This is a genomic window from Ruegeria sp. BJ5, assembly GCF_056537865.1.
The window spans coordinates 101,774-120,893 of sequence record NZ_JBQFSH010000003.1 but is presented as its reverse complement, the minus strand read 5'-3'; the positions used below and the strand labels follow the sequence as shown (position 1 = coordinate 120,893).

Sequence of the window (19,120 nt, the reverse complement as noted above, 5' to 3'; positions counted from 1 at the left end):
TCTCGGTAAAATTTGCGCGCATGGTCGTGGTTGTCGCGGCTGCCGTCAAGGGGCAAGGGCTGGACGATTTCCCCGTTTGCGCGGTACCACTTTAACCGATTTCAATCCAAAAGGATTACACGATGCATATGAAGGGCAAAACAGTACTGATCACCGGAGCCAGCCGCGGCATCGGCGCCGAAGCAGGGCGCGTATTTGCCGCAGCCGGCGCCAATGTCGCGCTGGTCGCGCGCAGCCATGATCAGATCGACGCATTGGCCGCGGCGTTGGGTGAGAACGCCATCGCGCTGTCCTGCGATGTCAGCGATTTTCCGCAGGTCGAACAAGCGGTTGCGGATTGCGCCGACCGCTTTGGCCGTGTGGACGTGCTGATCGGCAATGCGGGTGTGATCGATCCGATTTTTCACCTGTCAAATGCCGATCCAGCAGCCTGGAGCAAGGCCATCGACATCAACCTCAAAGGTGTGTTCCACGGGATGCGCGCGGTTCTGCCGCTGATGCGGGCGGCGGGCGGCGGGACGGTTCTGACCGTTTCCTCCGGAGCCGCCTCGAATCCGGTCGAGGCCTGGAGCCACTACTGCGCGTCCAAGGCTGGGGCGAAAATGCTGACCGAATGTCTGCACCTCGAAGAGGCTCATCACGGCATTCGCGCCATGGGCCTGTCCCCGGGCACGGTGGCGACCGACATGCAGCGGGTCATCAAGGCCAGCGGCATCAACCCGGTCAGCCAGCTGGACTGGGACGATCACATCCCGGCCGACTGGCCGGCGCGGGCGCTGCTGTGGATGTGCTCGGAAGATGCGGACGAGTTTCTGGGAACCGAGATTTCGCTGCGCCGTGATGACATTCGCCAGAGGATCGGCCTGACGTGATCGACCTGACCCAGCAGGACGGTCTGTGGACGGTCACGATCAACAACCCCGGCAAGGCCAATGCCCTGACCGGGGCCATGTTGTCGGACCTGCTGCAGATCGCCGAAGCCGCCCAAGAGGCGCGCGCCCTTATCCTGACCGGAGCGGGCAAGGTGTTCAGTGCCGGCGCCGATCTGGACGAGGCTCGGGCAGGTCTTGCGACCTCGGACCTGTGGGAGCGTTTGTCCGGAGCCATCGCGGCGCTGCCCTGCCTGACCGTTGCTGCGTTGAACGGCACCATGGCGGGCGGGGCCAACGGTATGGCATTGGCCTGTGACCTGCGCATCGCGGTGCCCACGGCCAAAGTATTCTACCCGGTCATGCGGTTGGGGTTCCTGCCGCAGCCATCGGATGTGAAACGCATGCGTGCGCTGATCGGCCCCGCCCGGACCAAGTTGATCCTGATGGCAGGCCAGAAGGTCACCGCAGACGAAGCGCTTGCCTTTGGCCTGGTGGACCGGGTGGTCGCCCCGGAAGATCTGATGCAGACCGCGCGGGACCTGGTTGCCGACAGCCTGGCCGCTGATCCGCAGACGGCGGCCGGTATCGCCGGGATGTGCGGATGAGGATCGCTGCCCTTCGCCTGCGTGTGGCTGATCCCGCACGACTGGCCGATTTCTACAGGGTAAACTTCGGCATGGTCGTTCGTGCCGAGGGAGATGCGCGGCGAGTGAGCTATCCGGGGCCCAGCGCCGACCTTCTGCTGTTGCCCGGAGGCGGCGGATACGCCCACGGCCGGGGTCAGAGATATTGGAAGATCGGCATCACCTTGCCAGATCTCGACCAAGCGGCGGAATGGCTTCGGCGCGCTGGCATCAACGTCAGCCGTCCGGCCCAGTTTCGAGATATCGGTTACATGTGCCACCTCTCGGACCCCGAAGGCTTCTCGATCGAGCTTCTTCAGCATGATTTTGAGGGGAAGCGGCCCAAAAAGCAGCGGGATGAGAACCCGTTCGGACAGGCCGCCGTGGGCCAGATCACTCTGCGGACCGGCGACATTTCGGCAGAGGATGCGTTTTGCAGGGATTTGGGCCTGCGCCTGCTTTCCATGCAGGACGTGGCCTCGCACGGGTTTGATCTGCATTACTATGCCTTCACGACCGAGGTGCCGCCGGACCCTGATCTCTGGGCGGTCGCAAATCGCGAATGGCTGTGGAAACGTCCCTATACCACTCTGGAATATCAGCATATTCCCGATGCGCGGATCGTTCCCGCGCCAGACTTTCTGGGCATCGAGGTCGAGGGCCTGGCTGCAACGGAAACAGACCCGATGGGTGACCCGTTCCTGCCAGCCTGATCAACGGCCGCGGCGTCGGCCCGGGACTTTGGATTGAAATCCAGGCGGACGTTTGCGTACCCAGTCCAGAAATCGGTTCAGCCGGGGATGCGTGCGCAGGCTTTCGACAGTGTTGAAGTCTCGCGCAAGCTCGGCTTCGGTCAGGGTGGCGTGCACCTCCTTGTGGCAGATCTTGTGCAGCAGAACCGTGGGACCGCCCTTGCCACCTTTGAGTTTTGGGATCAGATGGTGCAGGCTGCCGGTCCCGTTCGGGATCGGGCGGTTGCAGAGCGGGCAGATCGGATCGCTGTTCGTCATCACCGGAACACAGTCGCGGCTGAACGCAAGTCAGGCAAGAGGGCAGATATGGCACAGGCAGTGGTGATCGGGGCGGGGCCCGCCGGGCTGATGGCTGCCGAAGAGCTTGCCGGGGCCGGACACAATGTGCTGGTTGCCGAGGCCAAACCCTCGGTGGCCCGCAAATTCCTGATGGCGGGGAAGTCCGGTCTGAATCTGACAAAGGACGAGCCGTTTGACCGCCTGATTTCGGCCTACGGCGATGCGGCGGACTGGTTGCACCCAATGATTGCCGCCTTCGATGCGCAGAGCGTGCAAAGCTGGGCGCGGGACTTGGGCCAAGATCTGTTCACGGGGTCCACAGGGCGGGTATTTCCCAAATCAAAAAAAGCTTCGCCATTGCTGCGCGCCTGGCTGGCGCGGCTGGACGAGATGCGGGTCGAGATCCGCACCCGTTGGCGCTGGTTGGGTTGGGACGGCCCCGCGCTGGTCTTTGATACGCCGGAAGGTCGGCAGAAAGTGTTTGCTGACGTCACGGTTCTGGCGCTTGGCGGTTCCAGCTGGGCGCGTCTGGGATCGGATGGCGTTTGGGCGCCGGCTCTGGCCGAGGCTGGGGTTCCGCTGGTCCCTTTTGCACCATCGAACGCGGCGCTGTCCGTCGAATGGAGCCCCCACATGGCCGCGCATTTCGGCCAGGCGCTGAAATCGGTTCGGTGGCGCGCGGGCGACCTTGCCAGCCGTGGCGAGGCGGTCATTTCGGCCAAAGGCCTGGAAGGCGGCGGTCTTTATCCGCTGACACCCGAACTGCGGCAGGGATCAGATCTGTATGTGGACCTCGTGCCGGACCGCACGATCCACGATCTGTCCAGGCGTTTGTCGACAGCTGGCCCGAAAACCACATTGACGCGTTGGTTGAAGAACGGCCTGCGCCTGCCTCAGCCAAAGATCGCCTTGTTTCACGAAATGACCCACGGGCAGAATCTCCGCCGCGATGATTGGGTCAAGACTTTGAAGGCTTTGCCTGTTCGCAATGCAGGCTTGCGCCCGCTGGACGAAGCCATTTCGACTGCGGGTGGCGTTGCGAGAAGCGGGCTGGACTCGGGGCTGATGCTGAAAGCCAAGCCCGGCGTGTTCTGCGCAGGCGAGATGCTGGATTGGGAAGCCCCGACCGGCGGCTATCTGTTGACCGCATGCCTGGCGACAGGTCGATGGGCAGGGCGCTCGGCCGCAGAATGGGCCGGGCCGTCCCAAGCGGATTAGGCGGATTTGGCCATTTCACCCAGTTTCTTGTAGGCCGGACGCTCGCGAACGCGCTTGCCGTAGGCTTTCAGGCTGTCTGAATTCATCGGGAAGCCAGCCGATTTTGCCCAGCTCATGCAGTGAATGCACAGGATGTCCGCGATCGTCATCTGCTCGCCCTGAAGAAATGGTCCTTTGAACCGTTGCCCCATGCGTTGGAAGCTGCGGTCAAACTCCCATTTGGCAGTTTCGACGACCTGTGGAACGCGTTTGTCCTTGGGCAGGATGAACATATGGCGGGCGGCCAGCCAAAGCGGAGCATCGAATTCTTCCAACAGCGCGTGCAACAACGAATCTTGCTCGGCCCGTTCCGGGGTGCCGGCCGGGAAAGTGAAGGCCCCGTGCTTGTCCGCCAGATAGGTCATGATCGCCGCGCTGTCCGAAATGACTGCGTCGCCATCCTGCAGGACAGGGATCTTGCCCGTTCCGTTCAGGTCCAGAACGCGCGGATCGTGCGGGCCGGCATCGATCCACTCATAGTCCTGCCCCAACTCTTCCAATAGCCAGATCACCCGAGAGGCACGACTCTGGATGCGCCCGTAGATCTTGTACATGTCATGCTCCTGCGTGGTTGCACTGGCGACAGGGTGGGGGACTGCGCCGCCGCGTCAAGTCGGACGCGCCGTCAGTTCAATTCAGCGTGACCGCGCCAGCATGGCCAGCCGGATCAGAGCGCGCTCGACCAGGGCCATGGCCGGGGCAGTCTGCCCCGCCGACCGGAGAGACAGATCCGTGTCCGTCAACACGGTCAAAGCGGTCTGCAGCTTGTGTGCGCCCCAATTCTGCGCCTGCCGAAGGATCCGGTCACGCCGTTTGCCATAGACCGGCGGCCGGAGTTTGCCGATCCCTTGCGCCGCGCCACCGGGGTCCGAGGCGCAGGCATAGAGCGTGCGAAAATGGCGGGTCGCACCGATGCATAGGGAAACCGCATTGGTTCCTTGCGCCTGCAACCGTCGGATCAGGGGCCCGATTTCACCGGATCGGCCCTCGGCAACGACGTTGAGAACGTCGTCCAGGGCCGCCTCATTGGATTGCGGTGCGCAGGCCTCGATGTCTTCGACGGCAACGTCTGACGCATCGCCGCGTTTGTAAAGAGACAGCTTTTCAACGGTTTGCGCAAAGTCGCCCGGGCTGAGTTCGGTCGCCAGATCGCTGAGTACGGACATCGCGTCACGGGGAACGCTCGCAAGTCCGGCTTGGGCCAGAACACGCTCGATCTCCGCGCGCGACGGTGGGTCGTCATAGATCCCGACCGCATAGGCAGCCCGATGGCCTTCGAACGCTTTGCGCAGCTTCGAGCTGGCCTTGAGCTGCCCGGCGGTCACAATGATCTGAGCGTCGCCTTGCGCCCAATCCTCGAGCGCGGCGGCGATCGCCGGGCTTGCGGCGTCGGTTGCATCCTCGACGAATACGGCGCGCGCGCCGGGAAAGAACCCGACAGCCTTCACGGCATCCAGCAGAAGGGCAGGATCCGCGCGCAGATCCGAGGCCGGAAGACGGGTCAGGCGCATTTCCTCTTCGGCACCCGGGCCCAGCAGCGCGGCCAATACCTGCTGGCGCTTGAGCGCGACGCGCATTGCGTCGGCGCCGTAGATCAACAATCCAGTCTTGTCGGGGTCAGGTTTGGCGAAATACCCCTCGGCGTCGCGCGGGGACAGCTTCATGAAGCCAAGCCCGGTGCGGAATACAGGCGCGTGACGATCTGATCGGACAGGATGACCATCAGCCTCTCTTTGGCATCCCGTTCATCAGCGAGCGTGGAAACGGTAGACCCCGCGGCGGAGTAGCCTACGAAATCGGCCACAGTGCCGGACACAAGGATCTGGCCCGTTTCATTGGATTTCAGCGTATAGCTGGCGCGCCCGTCGATCGAATACCGGTTGGTCTCGTTCGAGGTCGTGATCGCGGCCCCGCGGGTCACCGTAGAGACCTGCACATTCAGGCTGTAATCCTTGGCCGAACTGACGCTGCGCCCCAGTGACTGCTCCAGATTCTGCACCAGAAGGTAGCTTTCGACCGAATCCGGCGCTGACACGGCGACCTTGCCGTACAATTCGCTGCCGGCGCCGCCCGGGGCATAAACCGGCTGGAACCCGCAAGCGGGCGCCACGGTCAACGCCGCCAACGAAAGCAGCAGGTTTCTGCGGTCAAACAACGACATTCACGATCCGGCCCGGAACAACGATCACCTTCTTCGGAGCAGCGCCATCCAGCGCCTTCTGCACAGCTTCGGTGCTGAGCGCGATTTTTTCAACCTGCGTCTTGTCCAGATCCTTGGCGACGCTGATTTCGGCGCGGCGTTTGCCGTTGATCTGGATGGGCAGGGTGACGGTGTCATCGACCAGCATCGACTCGTCTGCCACCGGCCAGGGCGCCAGCGCCACCAGCCCTTCGCCGCCCAGCATCTGCCACAGTTCTTCGGACAGGTGCGGGGTCATCGGCGACATCAGCTGCGCCAGCGTCTTGGCCGCCTGCCGCTTGGCCTGTGCGCCCGCCTTGGATTTGGCCAGCGTGTTGGTAAAGGCATAGAGCTTGGCGATCGAGGCGTTGAAGCCGAAGGATTCGACCCCGCCGGTCACGTCATGGATGGTCTTGTGCATCTCGCGCAGCAGCGCTTCGTCCTCGGCATTGGCCGGGGCGTCGGACGCGGCGATCTCGGACACGATGCGATGCACGCGGCTGAGGTGCTTGTGCGCGGCCTCGGCGCCGGCGGCGGTCCATTCCACGTCACGCTCGGGCGGCGAATCGGACAGAACGAACCAACGCGCGGTATCCGCCCCGAAGGCCGAGATGATGCTGACCGGGTCGACCACGTTTTTCTTCGATTTCGACATCTTGGCCGAGGGGATGATCTCGACCGGCTCGCCCGTCGCCTTCAGCTTGCCGTCCTCGACCTCTTCGGGAAGGTGATAGACCGGGCGGCCCTTGTCGTCGCGGGTCTGATAGATTTCATGGGTGACCATGCCCTGGGTGAACAGCGCGTCGAACGGCTCGATCGCCTTTTTCGGCAGATGCCCCGTCAGATGCATGGCCCGGGCGAAGAACCGCGAATACAGCAGGTGCAGGATGGCGTGTTCGATGCCGCCGATATACTGGTCCACGTTCATCCAGTATTCGGCTTCGGCCAGATCGGTCGGCGTTTCCGCCCGCGGGGCGGTGAAACGGGCGAAATACCACGACGAATCGACAAACGTGTCCATCGTGTCGGTTTCGCGCCTGGCCGGCTTGCCGCAGGACGGGCAGGCACAGTCGCGCCAGGTCGGGTGACGATCCAGCGGGTTGCCCGGTTTGTCGAAGGTGACATCGTCGGGCAGGCGAATCGGCAGGTTTTCCTTTTTCTCCGGCACCACGCCGCAATCGTCGCAATGCACCACCGGGATCGGACAGCCCCAGTAGCGCTGGCGCGACAGGCCCCAGTCGCGCAGGCGGTACTTGGTCACGCCCTTGCCCCAGCCGGCCTTCTCGGCAAAATCGACGGTCGCGTCGATCGCTTCCTGCCCGGTGGCCTCGGTCAGACCGGCGAAATGGTTGACCCAGCGCACTTTCTGCTCTTTCGGCGGGACGAAAGCGATCTTGTCCACCGGCGTGTCGTCATCCAGCGCAAAGAAGGTGTCGATTACCGGCAGGTCGTATTTGCGGCAGAAATCCAGGTCGCGCTGGTCATGCGCGGGGCAGGCAAAGATCGCGCCGGTGCCGTAATCCATAAGGATGAAATTCGCGATCCAGACCGGCAGTTCCCAGTTCGGGTCCAGCGGGTGTTTGACGCGGATGCCGGTGTCGAAACCCAGCTTCTCGCCGGTCTCGATGGCCTCTTCCGTGGTGCCGCCCTTGCGGCATTCGGCAACGAATTCAGCGACTTCGGGGTTCTCGGCCTCAAGCTGCTTGGCTATCGGGTGATCGGGCGAGATACCCACGAAAGACGCCCCCAACAGCGTGTCCGGCCGCGTGGTATAGACGGTGATGGGTGCACTGCCGTCGGTGCGCTCGAAGGAAAGCTCCAGCCCGCGTGACTTGCCGATCCAGTTTTCCTGCATCAGCCGCACCTTGGCGGGCCAGTTGTCGAGCGTATCCAGCGCATCAAGCAACTCTTCCGAGAACTCGGAGATCTTGAAGAACCACTGGGTCAGCTCGCGCCGCTCGACCAATGCGCCCGAGCGCCAGCCGCGGCCGTTTTCGACTTGTTCGTTGGCCAGCACGGTCATGTCCACCGGGTCCCAGTTGACCACGGCGTTCTTGCGATAGACCAGGCCCGCATCCAGCATGTCGAGGAACAGCGCCTGCTGCTGGCCGTAATATTCCGGGTCACAGGTCGCGAATTCGCGCGACCAGTCGATCGACAGGCCCAGCGGCTTCATCTGCGCGCGCATGTCGGCGATGTTGCCATAGGTCCAGTCCTTGGGATGGCCGCCGATGGCCATGGCCGCGTTTTCCGCCGGCATCCCGAAAGCGTCCCAGCCCATCGGGTGCAGAACGTTGTGCCCGGTGCTCAGCTTGTGGCGCGCGATCACGTCACCCATGGTGTAGTTGCGCACATGCCCCATGTGGATGCGCCCCGACGGATAGGGGAACATTTCCAGCACATAGTATTTCGGTTTGTCCGCCGTCCGTTTGGCGGTGAAGATCCCGGCCTTGTCCCAGGCCTCTTGCCATTTTGCTTCGATTTCGTTGGCCGAGTAACGCGACATCATGCGGTCCTTCGTGAATGAAAACGCCGGGCAGGGGCCCGGCGTGGTAATATTGTGATTTTCTGCGGGTTGCTAGAGCTTGTTGTCCGCGATCCGCAGCTGGCGCGCCCGCGAAAGAATCGCATCTTCGACCGCACGCGTGGTCGCCGCGCTGACCGGAGCGCCCCCGCTGGTCTGCAGAGCCACCGAAAGGGACCGCGCCGCCAAGGCCGGATCACTGATGTGCACGGTTGCCCGATAGGACCGCCCACCGCCCGGCGGTTTGCCGTAACCCGTTATGATCACGCCGGTAAACGGATCCACCTCCTGCACCGGCAGGAAGCTGAGCACATCCAGCGACGCCGCCCATAGGTACCGGTTGACCTGGGTGACCTGTTCCGAGTTGTTGGGGCCGAACACATCCCAGATGGTCGAACGATTCGGATCGTTGAGCTCGCGGGCCTCGGACGAGCTGCCGTCGGCGGATAGAACATTGGGGTTGGGCGACGTGCTCCGATTCTGTCCGCACGCAGAAACGGAGGCAGTCAAAACGGTCAAACCCAAAATCGTCAGCAGGCGCATCGTCGGCAGGTCCTGTTTTCACATGTTTTGCTTTGCTAGGAGATACTCCTAGACAACGTACTGTGCTGCAACAACCCCATTCTTGGCTTACGTACCGGTGTCGCTGAAATATCGGGGTGAATTCGACTGTGGCATCCTTGCACCAATTTGGGGCCAAAGAACCGAAGCTGTCCAAGGCATGCTTGCGCAACAGGGGCAAAAAGAGCGAAACGGTCTGCGTGCTGAGACATATGCAGCAGGTATGTGTCGAGTAGAAATTATTGAAACCGAGGGAAACAAGATGAAAAAAGTTCTCTTCGCATCGACCGCACTGATCGCAACCGCATCGGTTGCCGCGGCCGAAGTTAAGTTCAGCGGTTATGGCCGCTTTGGTATCGGTTACCTGGAAGACCGTACCGGCGTTGTGACCAACTTCAACACCGGCCAAGCCGCTATGACCACTACCGCAAGTGGCGGCATGACCACCGTGACCACAACCAGTGGTGCGACGGTTACCACCACCACCACAAACACCACGACCGTTGCAACCGACGAAACCATCCTGGTCTCGCGCTTCCGCCTGAACATCGACGGCATCGCGGAAACCGACGGTGGCGTCCGCTTTGAAGCACGTGTTCGTCTGCAGGCTGACGAAAACGCCGGAACCGGCGAAGCAAACGCAGCCGGCCTGAACGGCGCTCGCTTCTCGGTCATCTACGGTGGTCTGCGTGTTGACGCCGGCAACGTTGCTGGTTCGTTCGACAACTTGGCAAACTACTACGGTAACGAGCCGGGCCTGGAAAACTTCATCGGCCAGTACTCGGGCGTTGACTACAGCTTCCTGGGCTACTCGTCGACCGGTGCAGGTTCGAACGCTGTGTTCTTCCAGTACGCAGTTGGTGACTTCGCCTTCGGTGCATCGTACGACCAGGCAACCTTTGGCCTGAACGGTGTTGCAGACAGCGCAGACCGCTGGGACATCAGCTTCACCTACAGCTTCAACAACTTCACCGCAGCTGTTGCTTATGGTGAAACCAGCGCCATCGGCGACGTTGTTGAGAAGCAGAGCCTGGCAGTTCTGACCCTGGGTGCTGAATTCGGCGACTTCTCGGGCACCATCTTCGTCGCAGACGATGACGTTGCAGACGAGGACCTGAACGGTACCGCATACGGTCTGTCGGCAGCCTACAACGTTGGCGCTGCAACCACCCTGACCTTTGCTTACGGCGACGGTTCGGCTGACAACGACACCCAGCAGTACGGCATTGGCGCCATCTACGACCTGGGCGGCGGTGCATCGCTGCGCGGTGGTATCGGCCAGTCGAAAGCGGGTGACGGCGACAGCCGCCTGCGCGCTGACTTCGGTGCTCAGTTCAACTTCTAAGTTGATCTGAACCGCAAGGTTTGAGGGCGGGTCTTCGGACCCGCCCTTTTCTTTTGCGCCGACATGGTGTTTTTCTGCGGACAAATGGAAACAGAGGGAATCCATGTCGCTGCAAGAAATCACCGCCCGCATCGCTAAGGCCGAAGCCGCAGCCGGCCGCCCCAAGGGCTCGGTCCGGCTGATTGCCGTATCCAAGGTGCAGCCCAACGATCGGGTCGAGGCCGTGTTGAAGCAGGGTCACCGGTGTTTTGGTGAAAACCGGGTGCAGGAGGCCGCCGGCAAGTGGCCCGCCTTCCGTGAAAGCTATCCCGATATTGATCTGCATCTGATTGGTCCGCTGCAAACCAACAAGGCCCGGCAGGCGATGGAGCTGTGCAACGCGATCCACTCGGTCGACCGTCCCAAACTGGCCAAAACCCTTGCGCGGCTGGCGCAAGAGCTGGGGCAGTGTCCTGATCTGTTCATTCAGGTGAATACCGGCGAAGAGGCCCAGAAAGCCGGGGTTATGCCCGCCGAGGCCGATGATTTTGTCGCTGAATGTCGATCACTTGACCTGCCGGTGCGTGGGTTGATGTGCATTCCGCCCGTCGACGAAGAGCCCGCGCTGCATTTTGCTCTGCTGGCCAAGATCGCGCGCCGAAACGGTTTGGAAGGCTTGTCCATGGGGATGAGCAGCGATTTTGAAACTGCGATCGCGCTGGGTGCAACTCATGTCCGGGTGGGGTCCGCCATTTTTGGTGACCGGGTCAAACCCGCGGAATAATGATCCGGGTTCCGGGTGCGACGCGCCGCGCGATCCAGTGCAGATCGTCGCGCCGGAAGGCCACGCAGCCTTCGGTCGGATAGCCCGGCCTGCGCCACTGATGCAGAAAGATCGCTGATCCGCCGCCCGGTGTGGCGACAGGCCAATTCCAATCGGTAACCAGCACCAGATCGTACAGCGGGTCTGCCCGACGCAGGCGTTCGTGACTGCATGGATAGGGCGCCCGAACGTGCTGGTTGTAATCCAGATCCCTATCGTCATCCGACCACAGATCGCCCGGCCCGATGGGCAAAGCCCACGGGGCGGGCGGGGCAATCCGATCCGGGCGGTACAGCATCCCGACAATGTGGTGGTGCCCTGTGGGGGTGGCCCCGTCGCCCTCGCGCTTGTGGTTGCTCAGGCCACCTCTGCCGACGGTGCAGGGAAACCTGCGGCCGAAGAACCGCACTCCGGTCGGCGTTACCACCAGATCAAGAGGGCTCACAGCAGGTGGCCCGATTTCGAGGCCTTGGTCGCCAGATAGGCCCGGTTGTGGGCAGTTTCCCCGACCTTCAGCGGCACACGCTCGGTAACGGCAATCCCGGTCCGTTCCATCATTGCGATCTTGGCGGGGTTGTTGGTCAGCAACCGGACCGAACTGAACCCGAGCGATTTCAGGATGTCCGATCCAAGGCGGAAATCGCGCTCGTCATCTTCAAACCCAAGCCGGTGGTTGGCTTCGACGGTGTCGAAGCCCTGATCCTGCAGGAAATAGGCGCGCATTTTGTTGGCCAGGCCGATCCCGCGACCTTCCTGGTTGAGATACAGCAGAACCCCATGCCCCTCGGCCCCCATCTGGGCCAGGGCACCGCGCAGTTGCGGGCCGCAGTCGCATTTCAGGCTGCCCATCAGGTCACCGGTAAAACAGGCCGAATGCAACCGTGCCAGAACAGGTTTCGAGCGATCCGGGCGGCCGATTTCGATGGCATAGTGCTCCTCGCCACCGTCCTCTGGGCGGAAGACGTGCAGACGACCGGCCTCGGACACCTCCATCGGCAGGCGCGCGGCGACCACCTCGTGCAAGGGGCTGCGATCGGCCAGATGCGGCGCAGCGCGTGTGTGGTCGATGCAGGTCAGACCGTGTGTCGCCGAAAAGGCCTGGCCGTTTTCGACTGCAACCACCACAGCGGCCGGCAGCAGGCGGGCGGATTTGGTCAGTGCGATTGCGATGCGATGCAGGTGTGCATTGCCCTGGCGCTGAGTCATCAAGGGCCCCTTCATCGGGGCATTCAGGTCATCGGACGGGTCTGCAACCGCCTGCACCCACCCCAGATCAGCCTCGGCCGGAATCACGACCCGAGCAAGATCACCGTCATAGGCGCGGGCTTTCAGCGTTTCGGCCCGTCGTCCTGTGATGGCAACCACAGGCGTGTCGCCAAGCCCCCTCAGGTCCGCCAGACGCTGCGGGTTGAGTGTCTCTGCGGCGACGGCAACAACGCTGAAATCCCCGTCATCCGTCAGCACGACCGGAACGCCCATCCGAAGGTCGGCACGCGCCCGGGCCAGCAACTCGGTGATGTCTGGAATGAGACTCATTGATGTTATCCTGTAACGTTCGACCCTCGTCCTAGCCCGTTCGAAAGGAAATGTGAAACATTTCCGGCCCACCAGACACGAGGGCGTGAGAGCATTGCAGCAAAACTTGTTGATTGCATCTTCCAAGCTCAAGTGTTGCAAAAGGTTTAGGAGGACCGGGACATGGCGCAACTCAAGAAAATTCTGCTGGTCGATGACGATGAAGACCTGCGCGAAGCGCTCAGCGAGCAGTTGGTGATGACCGAGGACTTTGATGTATTCGAAGCCTCCGACGGCCAATCCGCGATGGAGCGGGCGCGCGAAGCCATCTATGACCTTGTGATCCTGGATGTGGGTTTGCCCGACACAGATGGGCGCGAGCTGTGCCGGCTGATGCGCAAGCAGGGGGTCAAGAGCCCGATCCTGATGCTGACCGGCCATGACAGCGACGCCGATACGATCCTGGGTTTGGACGCGGGTGCCAACGACTATGTCTCAAAGCCGTTCAAGTTCCCGGTGCTTCTGGCCCGGATCCGTGCGCAGCTGCGCCAGCATGAACAATCCGAGGATGCGGTTTTTGTCCTGGGGCCCTATACCTTCAAACCCGCGATGAAGATGTTGATCACCGAGGACGACCGCAAGATTCGGCTGACCGAGAAGGAAACCAACATTCTCAAATTCCTGTATCGCTCGACCGACGGCGTGGTGGCGCGCGATGTGCTGCTGCACGAGGTCTGGGGCTACAACGCCGGTGTAACCACACATACGCTGGAAACGCACATCTACCGCCTGCGTCAGAAAATCGAGCCCGATCCCTCCAATGCGCGCCTTTTGGTCACAGAATCTGGTGGATATCGACTGGTGTCGTAACCATAGGTGGATTGATGTGGATCAAAGTGATACTCTTGAAGCATCTTTAGGATAATCCCATCCCGTGCATGTCCGGGTCATGACATGTACCTCCCTGTTGGACTGCCGGGCCTTTGGCCCGGCTTTTTTTCGGATGGCACCCCGGCACCTGCCGCGCTAGTTTGCCCGAGTCGCGACAAGGGAACCCCGATCATGCCTTTCACTCTGGCCACCTGGAACATCAATTCCGTTCGCCTGCGCGAGCCGATCGTGCTGAAATTGCTGCAGGAGGAAGCGCCGGACGTGCTGTGCCTGCAAGAATGCAAATCGCCGGTCGACAAGATCCCGACCGAGGGCTTCGCGGAACTGGGCTACACCCATATGATCGCCCGCGGTCAGAAGGGCTACAACGGCGTGGCCATCCTGTCGCGCTTGCCGATCACGGATCTGGGCGATCAGGACTTTGCCGGGCTGGGCCATGCCCGGCATGTGGCGGGGCAACTGGAAAACGGGGTGATCATCCACAATTTCTACGTCCCGGCAGGCGGCGACGTTCCCGATCGCGAGGTGAACGAGAAATTTGGCCAGAAGCTGGATTACCTGACCGACATGCGCGACTGGTTCCACGCTGAAAAGCCGCAGAAATCCATTCTGGTCGGTGACCTGAACATCGCCCCTCGCGAGGATGACGTGTGGTCGCACAAGCAACTGCTCAAGGTCGTGTCGCACACGCCGATCGAGGTCGCGCAACTGGCCGAGACGCAGGATGCGGGCGGCTGGGTCGATATCACCCGGCAGGACATCCCCGAGGGACAGCTCTACAGCTGGTGGTCCTATCGCGCCCGCGACTGGGATGCGGCTGACAAGGGGCGGCGCCTGGATCACGTCTGGGCGACGCCTGATATCTCGAACGCCGGCCATTCCAGCCGCGTCCTGCGCGACGCGCGCGGCTGGGAGAAGCCCAGCGACCACGCGCCCGTCTTTGCCAGTTTCGATCTTTGATCGGTGCGGGATTCCGCAACTCGGCCCTTGGTTTCCCGGTCGGCTGGTTGCATATAAGGCGCAAGACTGAATCCGGAGAGTGAATGCCATGGAACTTCTGAACGGCGCAGGCAGCCCCGCAGCCACCGATCTGATCAAAGACGGAACCGAGGCCACTTTCATGGCCGATGTCGTCGAGGCATCGCAGGAATTGCCCATTATCGTCGACTTCTGGGCGCCGTGGTGCGGTCCCTGCAAGACCTTGGGTCCGGCCTTGGAAGAGGCCGTGACCGCGGCCAAGGGCGCGGTCAAGATGGTGAAAATCAACGTGGACGAGGCGCAGATGATCGCCTCGCAATTGCGCATCCAGTCGATTCCGACCGTCTATGCCTTCTTCAAGGGGCAGCCGGTTGACGGATTCCAAGGCGCATTGCCAGGATCGGAGATCAAGGCCTTTATCGACCGTGTGATCGAGGCCGCCGGGGGCCAGAGCCCGGGCGGCCAGCTGGACGAGGCCGTGGAGGCCGCCGAAGAGATGCTGAATGATGGCGCGGCAGTGGATGCGGCCCAGACCTTTGCCGCCATTCTTGGCGAAGACCCCAAACATGCCGCGGCCTATGGCGGCCTGGTGCGGGCGCATATCGCGATGGGTGACCTTGATCAGGCCGAGGCGATCCTGAACGGCGCTCCGGCCGAGATTTCAACGACTGCAGAGTTGGAAGCTGCCCATGCGCAGCTGGAACTGGCCAAACAGGCCGCAAATGCCGGGCCGGTGGCCGAGTTGACGGCAGCGGTCGAAGCTGACCCCGACAACCATCAGGCTCGGTTCGACCTGGCGCAGGCGCTCTATGCCAACGGCAAGGCCGCCGAGGCGGTTGACCAGCTTCTCGAGCTGTTTCGCCGCGATCGGGAATGGAATGATGGCGCAGCAAAGGCGCAGCTGTTCACCATCTTCGATGCGCTCAAGGCCAATGACCCGATCGTTTTGAACGGTCGCCGCAAACTCAGTTCGATGATATTTGCCTAACCGCGCATCAGAGCTAGTATCGGAAACATGATGCATCCCGCCGATCTGCCGGACACGGTGTCCGTGTTTCCTCTGCCCGGGGCGCTGTTGCTGCCCCGGTCACGCCTGCCGCTGCATATTTTCGAGCCCCGCTACCTGCAAATGCTGGATGACGCCTTGAAAACCAAAGAGCGGTTGATCGGCATGGTCCAGCCGAACCCTTGTCAGAACGACGACACCAAATTGCATCGGATCGGATGCGCCGGACGTGTCACGCAGTTTTCCGAGACCGAAGACGGGCGCTATCTGATCACTCTGTCCGGTGTATCCCGGTTTCGCATCCAATCCGAATTTGATGGTTTCACGCCGTATCGTCGCTGCGCCGTTACCTGGGACGGGTTCGACCGCGATCTGGGCAAAGGGGAAATAGACGATACGTTCGACCGGTCCGGTTTCCTGCGTCTGTTGGGGCGTTACTTTTCCGCCCGCCAACTGTCGACCGATTGGGAGTCACTGAACGAGGCGGATGACGAATTGCTGGTCAATTCCCTGTCTATGCTTCTGGATTTCGACCCTGAGGACAAGCAGGCCCTGCTTGAGGCGCCCTGTCTGCGCACCCGGCGCGAAACGCTTGTCACACTGATCGAATTCTCGCTGCGCGGGGGTTCAAACGAGGAACAATTGCAATGACAGAGACGGAACCGGGATTCGACCGCCACATGCTCGAGGCGCTGATCTGCCCACAGACTCATACCACGCTGGAATATGACGCCGAGCGGCAGGAGTTGGTCTCGAAAGCCGCTGGTCTGGCTTTTCCCATCCGCAACGGGATTCCGGTGATGCTGGTGGATGAGGCGCGCAAGCTCGACTAGATCGGGCGGCCCTGCAGCAGCTTGGGCAGGTCGCCTGTCAAACCGGCGGCCTCGCGCACGAAGCCGCGGCGCAGGCTGGGCAGGGAGCCCACGATGCCCATTCCGATGTCGCGCCCCAGCCGCAGTATCGGATTGTCGTTCGAAAACAGCTTGTTGAACACATCCGTCGCCATTGCCAGGGCCGCCGTGTCAAAGCGGCGCCATTCCTGATAGCGCTCCAGAACCAGCACCGAGCCGATGTCCTCGCCGCGCCGCCCGGCCAGCGTCAGAACCTCGGCCAGCGCGCCGACGTCGCGCAGCCCGGCGTTCAGCCCCTGACCGGCGATCGGGTGCATGCCATGGGCCGCATCACCCACCAGCGCCAGCCGCTCGGCGATGAAGGAATTGGCGATGGTCAGGTTCAGCGGATAGGTGAACCGGTCGCCCTGCAGGCGGATGTCACCCAGAAAATCGCCGAATCTGGGCCGCAGAACTTGAAGGTACTCGGCCTCGTCCAGCGCGTTGATGCGCTGCGCGGTGTCAGAGCGTTCGCTCCAGACGATCGAGCTGCGATTGCCGGTCAGCGGCAGGATCGCCAGCGGGCCGGGGGGCATGAAGAACTGATGTGCGATGCCGTGATGCGGCAGATCGTGTTCGATGGCGCAGACCAGCGCGGTCTGGCCGTAGTCCCATCCGGTCCGCTTGATCTCGGCGCGGGCGGCGGTGCCACTGCGGCGGCCGTCGCACCCCACCAGAAGCCGACCGGACAGCGCCGATCCGTCATCCAGCGTCACGGTCACGCTGCCTGGACCGGCTTCCTGCGCAACAACGGTTTTGCCACTGACCCGGGTGATTGCCGGTTCCGCCTCCATCGCCGCAAGAAATGCGCGTCGCAGGTGACGGTCCTCGACCATATAGCCCATCGGGCCTTCCTCAATCTCGGCATGGTCGAAATGCATGAAAAACGGCGACGGACCTGCGCCCGCATGGCCATCAGTCACCTTGATATCCAACATCGGCTGGGCGTGCTCCGCGACCCACTCCCAGACGCCGATCGCGGCCAGCAACCGTTGCGAGGCCAGCGCCAGCGCATAGGCACGCCCGTCGAACGCCGCGTTCTTGCGCACCTTCTCGGCCAGTGCGTCGATCACGGTAACGGTGTGCCCGGTCTGCGCCAGCGCCAGCGCCAGGGCGGGGCCGTTCAGCCCGCCGCCCACGATCAAGATATCGGAAACCTGTGTCATGCGGTGCAATATGCGCGCCCTTTCGGGATTGTCCATGTGCAGTCCTGTCGCTACCGTCGCCGAAACACGAATTTTTCCGACAAGGGGGCAAAGATGCAGGACTGGCTGACCATGACGGCATGTGACCTGGGCCGGGGGATCGGCATGGGTCAGATCGATCCCGAGGAGCTGACCGAGGTCTATCTGGCGGCCATCGACGCCCATCCGCACCGCGACCGCATCTATGCCCGCGTCACGCATGACCGCGCCCGCGCCGAAGCCCGCGCAGCCAAGGAACGGGCGGCCCAAGGGCTGCGCCGGTCCCTGCTGGATGGGGTGCCGATCAGCTGGAAGGATCTGTTCGACACCGCCGGGATCGGAACCGAGGCCGGATCGGCCCTGCTGCGCGGCCGGGTTCCCGACCATGACGCAACCGTTCTGCGCAACGCGACGGCCATGGGCGCGGTCTGTCTGGGCAAGACGCATATGAGCGAGCTGGCCTTCTCGGGCCTTGGCCTGAACCCCGTCACCGCGACGCCGCCCTGCGTGAATGACGAAAAGGCGGTTCCGGGCGGGTCGTCTTCGGGCGCAGCGGCTTCGGTGGCCTTTGGTCTGGCAGCCTGCGGGATCGGCTCGGATACGGGCGGATCGGTGCGCATTCCGGCCGCGTGGAACGACCTGGTGGGGCTGAAGACCACCTCGGGTCGGCTGAGTCTTGAGGGCGTGGTCCCCTTGTGCCTGCGGTTCGACACGGTCGGCCCGCTGACTCGGTCGGTCGAGGATGCGGCGCAGATGTTGGCGCTGCTGGAGGGCGGAACGCCGGCCGATCTGCGGGGCGCCAGCCTGAAGGGGCGGCGGTTTGCGGATCTGCAGACAATCGCGCAGGACGATCTGCGCGACGCACCACGCCAGGCCTATGCCGAGGCGCTGGACCGCCTGCGAGATGCCGGGGCCGAGATCGTGCCGCTGGAGGTGCCGGAACTGGCCGAGGCGATGGGCCTGTCCGGTGTCCTTTACACCACCGAAGCCTATGGCCTGTGGCGCGACGTGATCGAGGCCAACCCTGAGGCGATGTATCCCGAAATCCTTGAACGGTTCCGCGCGGGCAAGGGGCATTCCGGCCCGGATTACGTGGCCGCGTGGTCTCGGTTGAAGGCCTGCCGGTCGGTCTGGGACGCGGCCACCGCCGGCTTCGACGCGGTTTTGGCCCCCACCGCGCCGATCCTGCCGCCGGATCTGGACCGGCTGATGAACGACCATGACTACTACGTCACCGAGAACCTTCTGGCCCTGCGCAATACCCGGATCGGCAACCTGATGGGGCTGGCGGCGCTGTCGCTGCCCACTTCGACACCGTCCTGCGGGCTGATGATGCTGGGCTATCCGGGCTCGGAAGAGGCGCTTTTGCGGCTGGGTGCGGCGGCCGAGGTGGTTCTGACCTGAATGCCACAATCCCCTGATTCGGAACCTCTTTGTCTGGACGCGCGGGGGTTCGGCCTGT

The 19,120-nt window shown here is 62.6% G+C and carries 21 protein-coding genes; 12 read left to right on the top strand and 9 right to left on the bottom strand.

Features of this window, described 5'->3' with window-relative positions; all coding sequences use genetic code 11:
- Positions 1–122: 122 nt before the first annotated feature.
- From ACR0NY_RS11260 to ACR0NY_RS11250, 3 genes are read left to right on the top strand one after another with little or no spacing between them, the layout of a single operon-like run.
- Entirely contained in the window at positions 123–872 is a 750-nt protein-coding gene (locus tag ACR0NY_RS11260; protein ID WP_170369183.1) for an SDR family oxidoreductase, read from the top strand.
- Positions 869–1,477, top strand: a complete 609-nt coding sequence (locus tag ACR0NY_RS11255; protein ID WP_170341288.1) for an enoyl-CoA hydratase/isomerase family protein — start codon at positions 869–871, stop codon at positions 1,475–1,477. The genes ACR0NY_RS11260 and ACR0NY_RS11255 overlap by 4 nt, the downstream gene beginning before the upstream one ends.
- Positions 1,474–2,208 carry a VOC family protein gene (locus ACR0NY_RS11250; protein ID WP_170369184.1) on the top strand — a complete coding sequence of 245 codons (735 nt, stop codon included), beginning with the start codon at positions 1,474–1,476 and terminating at the stop codon, positions 2,206–2,208. Before ACR0NY_RS11255 ends, ACR0NY_RS11250 begins: the two co-directional genes overlap by 4 nt.
- Here the strand turns inward: ACR0NY_RS11250 and ACR0NY_RS11245 are convergent, their stop codons facing one another.
- Positions 2,209–2,505 carry an HNH endonuclease gene (locus ACR0NY_RS11245; protein ID WP_170342229.1) on the bottom strand — a complete coding sequence of 99 codons (297 nt, stop codon included), beginning with the start codon at positions 2,503–2,505 and terminating at the stop codon, positions 2,209–2,211.
- Positions 2,506–2,553: 48 nt separating this feature from the next.
- On the opposite strand from ACR0NY_RS11245, the gene ACR0NY_RS11240 reads away from it, so the two are divergent.
- Positions 2,554–3,744 carry a TIGR03862 family flavoprotein gene (locus tag ACR0NY_RS11240; RefSeq protein ID WP_170369185.1) on the top strand — a complete coding sequence of 397 codons (1,191 nt, stop codon included), beginning with the start codon at positions 2,554–2,556 and terminating at the stop codon, positions 3,742–3,744.
- Here ACR0NY_RS11240 and ACR0NY_RS11235 read toward each other — a convergent pair.
- The 5 genes from ACR0NY_RS11235 to ACR0NY_RS11215 form a co-directional block, all read right to left on the bottom strand.
- Positions 3,741–4,337 (bottom strand): glutathione S-transferase family protein, encoded by a 597-nt coding sequence (locus tag ACR0NY_RS11235; RefSeq protein ID WP_170369186.1) that lies wholly within the window; start codon positions 4,335–4,337, stop codon positions 3,741–3,743. The genes ACR0NY_RS11240 and ACR0NY_RS11235 overlap by 4 nt on opposite strands.
- An 81-nt stretch (positions 4,338–4,418) precedes the next feature.
- A complete protein-coding gene (holA, locus tag ACR0NY_RS11230) occupies positions 4,419–5,447 on the bottom strand; it encodes a DNA polymerase III subunit delta (protein WP_170369187.1) in 1,029 nt (342 codons plus the stop codon).
- Positions 5,444–5,944: an LPS assembly lipoprotein LptE gene (lptE, locus tag ACR0NY_RS11225; RefSeq protein WP_170341298.1), complete on the bottom strand. Its 501-nt coding sequence runs from the start codon at positions 5,942–5,944 to the stop codon at positions 5,444–5,446. The genes holA and lptE overlap by 4 nt, the downstream gene beginning before the upstream one ends.
- The gene (gene leuS / locus ACR0NY_RS11220) at positions 5,931–8,468 is read right to left on the bottom strand and encodes a leucine--tRNA ligase (protein WP_170369188.1); all 2,538 of its coding nucleotides are present in this window, start codon (positions 8,466–8,468) and stop codon (positions 5,931–5,933) included. Before leuS ends, lptE begins: the two co-directional genes overlap by 14 nt.
- A 72-nt stretch (positions 8,469–8,540) precedes the next feature.
- Positions 8,541–9,029 carry a DUF3576 domain-containing protein gene (locus ACR0NY_RS11215; protein ID WP_170341302.1) on the bottom strand — a complete coding sequence of 163 codons (489 nt, stop codon included), beginning with the start codon at positions 9,027–9,029 and terminating at the stop codon, positions 8,541–8,543.
- A gap of 280 nt (positions 9,030–9,309) precedes the next feature.
- Between ACR0NY_RS11215 and ACR0NY_RS11210 the strand changes: the two genes are divergently transcribed.
- Positions 9,310–10,392, top strand: a complete 1,083-nt coding sequence (locus ACR0NY_RS11210; protein ID WP_170369258.1) for a porin — start codon at positions 9,310–9,312, stop codon at positions 10,390–10,392.
- 103 nt (positions 10,393–10,495) lie between these two features.
- Positions 10,496–11,155: a YggS family pyridoxal phosphate-dependent enzyme gene (locus tag ACR0NY_RS11205; RefSeq protein ID WP_170369189.1), complete on the top strand. Its 660-nt coding sequence runs from the start codon at positions 10,496–10,498 to the stop codon at positions 11,153–11,155.
- Here ACR0NY_RS11205 and ACR0NY_RS11200 read toward each other — a convergent pair.
- Positions 11,139–11,639 (bottom strand): L,D-transpeptidase family protein, encoded by a 501-nt coding sequence (locus tag ACR0NY_RS11200; protein ID WP_170369190.1) that lies wholly within the window; start codon positions 11,637–11,639, stop codon positions 11,139–11,141. The two genes, ACR0NY_RS11205 and ACR0NY_RS11200, sit on opposite strands and share 17 nt — an antisense overlap.
- Positions 11,636–12,730, bottom strand: a complete 1,095-nt coding sequence (ribA, locus tag ACR0NY_RS11195) for a GTP cyclohydrolase II (protein WP_170369191.1) — start codon at positions 12,728–12,730, stop codon at positions 11,636–11,638. Before ribA ends, ACR0NY_RS11200 begins: the two co-directional genes overlap by 4 nt.
- Before the next feature lie 162 nt (positions 12,731–12,892).
- Between ribA and ACR0NY_RS11190 the strand changes: the two genes are divergently transcribed.
- The 5 genes from ACR0NY_RS11190 to ACR0NY_RS11170 all read left to right on the top strand — a co-directional run bounded on the left by ACR0NY_RS11190 (position 12,893) and on the right by ACR0NY_RS11170 (position 16,417).
- Positions 12,893–13,579 carry a response regulator transcription factor gene (locus ACR0NY_RS11190; RefSeq protein ID WP_093964262.1) on the top strand — a complete coding sequence of 229 codons (687 nt, stop codon included), beginning with the start codon at positions 12,893–12,895 and terminating at the stop codon, positions 13,577–13,579.
- A gap of 192 nt (positions 13,580–13,771) precedes the next feature.
- Positions 13,772–14,560: an exodeoxyribonuclease III gene (locus tag ACR0NY_RS11185; RefSeq protein WP_170364920.1), complete on the top strand. Its 789-nt coding sequence runs from the start codon at positions 13,772–13,774 to the stop codon at positions 14,558–14,560.
- Positions 14,561–14,648: 88 nt separating this feature from the next.
- The gene (locus tag ACR0NY_RS11180) at positions 14,649–15,566 is read left to right on the top strand and encodes a thioredoxin family protein (protein WP_170341311.1); all 918 of its coding nucleotides are present in this window, start codon (positions 14,649–14,651) and stop codon (positions 15,564–15,566) included.
- Positions 15,567–15,593: 27 nt separating this feature from the next.
- Positions 15,594–16,235, top strand: coding sequence for an LON peptidase substrate-binding domain-containing protein (locus ACR0NY_RS11175; RefSeq protein ID WP_170369192.1), 642 nt, complete (start codon positions 15,594–15,596; stop codon positions 16,233–16,235).
- Positions 16,232–16,417 carry a Trm112 family protein gene (locus tag ACR0NY_RS11170; protein ID WP_093964266.1) on the top strand — a complete coding sequence of 62 codons (186 nt, stop codon included), beginning with the start codon at positions 16,232–16,234 and terminating at the stop codon, positions 16,415–16,417. The genes ACR0NY_RS11175 and ACR0NY_RS11170 overlap by 4 nt, the downstream gene beginning before the upstream one ends.
- Here the strand turns inward: ACR0NY_RS11170 and ACR0NY_RS11165 are convergent.
- The gene (locus ACR0NY_RS11165; protein ID WP_254432936.1) at positions 16,414–17,676 is read right to left on the bottom strand and encodes an FAD-dependent monooxygenase; all 1,263 of its coding nucleotides are present in this window, start codon (positions 17,674–17,676) and stop codon (positions 16,414–16,416) included. The genes ACR0NY_RS11170 and ACR0NY_RS11165 overlap by 4 nt on opposite strands.
- Before the next feature lie 57 nt (positions 17,677–17,733).
- Between ACR0NY_RS11165 and ACR0NY_RS11160 the strand changes: the two genes are divergently transcribed.
- On the top strand, positions 17,734–19,062 hold the full coding sequence (locus ACR0NY_RS11160; RefSeq protein WP_170369193.1) for an amidase: 1,329 nt from the start codon (positions 17,734–17,736) through the stop codon (positions 19,060–19,062).
- Positions 19,063–19,120: the final 58 nt, after the last annotated feature.

Excerpts from the sequence above, each read along its gene's own strand:
- ACR0NY_RS11260 (WP_170369183.1), top strand. The coding sequence starts at position 123 with ATGCATATGAAGGGCAAAACAGTACTGATCACCGGAGCCAGCCGCGGC.
- ACR0NY_RS11250 (WP_170369184.1), top strand. The coding sequence starts at position 1,474 with ATGAGGATCGCTGCCCTTCGCCTGCGTGTGGCTGATCCCGCACGACTG.
- ACR0NY_RS11245 (WP_170342229.1), bottom strand. The coding sequence starts at position 2,505 with ATGACGAACAGCGATCCGATCTGCCCGCTCTGCAACCGCCCGATCCCG.
- ACR0NY_RS11240 (WP_170369185.1), top strand. The coding sequence starts at position 2,554 with ATGGCACAGGCAGTGGTGATCGGGGCGGGGCCCGCCGGGCTGATGGCT.
- ACR0NY_RS11235 (WP_170369186.1), bottom strand. The coding sequence starts at position 4,337 with ATGTACAAGATCTACGGGCGCATCCAGAGTCGTGCCTCTCGGGTGATC.
- holA (WP_170369187.1), bottom strand. The coding sequence starts at position 5,447 with ATGAAGCTGTCCCCGCGCGACGCCGAGGGGTATTTCGCCAAACCTGAC.
- lptE (WP_170341298.1), bottom strand. The coding sequence starts at position 5,944 with ATGTCGTTGTTTGACCGCAGAAACCTGCTGCTTTCGTTGGCGGCGTTG.
- leuS (WP_170369188.1), bottom strand. The coding sequence starts at position 8,468 with ATGTCGCGTTACTCGGCCAACGAAATCGAAGCAAAATGGCAAGAGGCC.
- ACR0NY_RS11215 (WP_170341302.1), bottom strand. The coding sequence starts at position 9,029 with ATGCGCCTGCTGACGATTTTGGGTTTGACCGTTTTGACTGCCTCCGTT.
- ACR0NY_RS11210 (WP_170369258.1), top strand. The coding sequence starts at position 9,310 with ATGAAAAAAGTTCTCTTCGCATCGACCGCACTGATCGCAACCGCATCG.
- ACR0NY_RS11205 (WP_170369189.1), top strand. The coding sequence starts at position 10,496 with ATGTCGCTGCAAGAAATCACCGCCCGCATCGCTAAGGCCGAAGCCGCA.
- ribA (WP_170369191.1), bottom strand. The coding sequence starts at position 12,730 with ATGAGTCTCATTCCAGACATCACCGAGTTGCTGGCCCGGGCGCGTGCC.
- ACR0NY_RS11190 (WP_093964262.1), top strand. The coding sequence starts at position 12,893 with ATGGCGCAACTCAAGAAAATTCTGCTGGTCGATGACGATGAAGACCTG.
- ACR0NY_RS11185 (WP_170364920.1), top strand. The coding sequence starts at position 13,772 with ATGCCTTTCACTCTGGCCACCTGGAACATCAATTCCGTTCGCCTGCGC.
- ACR0NY_RS11180 (WP_170341311.1), top strand. The coding sequence starts at position 14,649 with ATGGAACTTCTGAACGGCGCAGGCAGCCCCGCAGCCACCGATCTGATC.
- ACR0NY_RS11175 (WP_170369192.1), top strand. The coding sequence starts at position 15,594 with ATGATGCATCCCGCCGATCTGCCGGACACGGTGTCCGTGTTTCCTCTG.
- ACR0NY_RS11170 (WP_093964266.1), top strand. The coding sequence starts at position 16,232 with ATGACAGAGACGGAACCGGGATTCGACCGCCACATGCTCGAGGCGCTG.
- ACR0NY_RS11165 (WP_254432936.1), bottom strand. The coding sequence starts at position 17,676 with ATGGACAATCCCGAAAGGGCGCGCATATTGCACCGCATGACACAGGTT.
- ACR0NY_RS11160 (WP_170369193.1), top strand. The coding sequence starts at position 17,734 with ATGCAGGACTGGCTGACCATGACGGCATGTGACCTGGGCCGGGGGATC.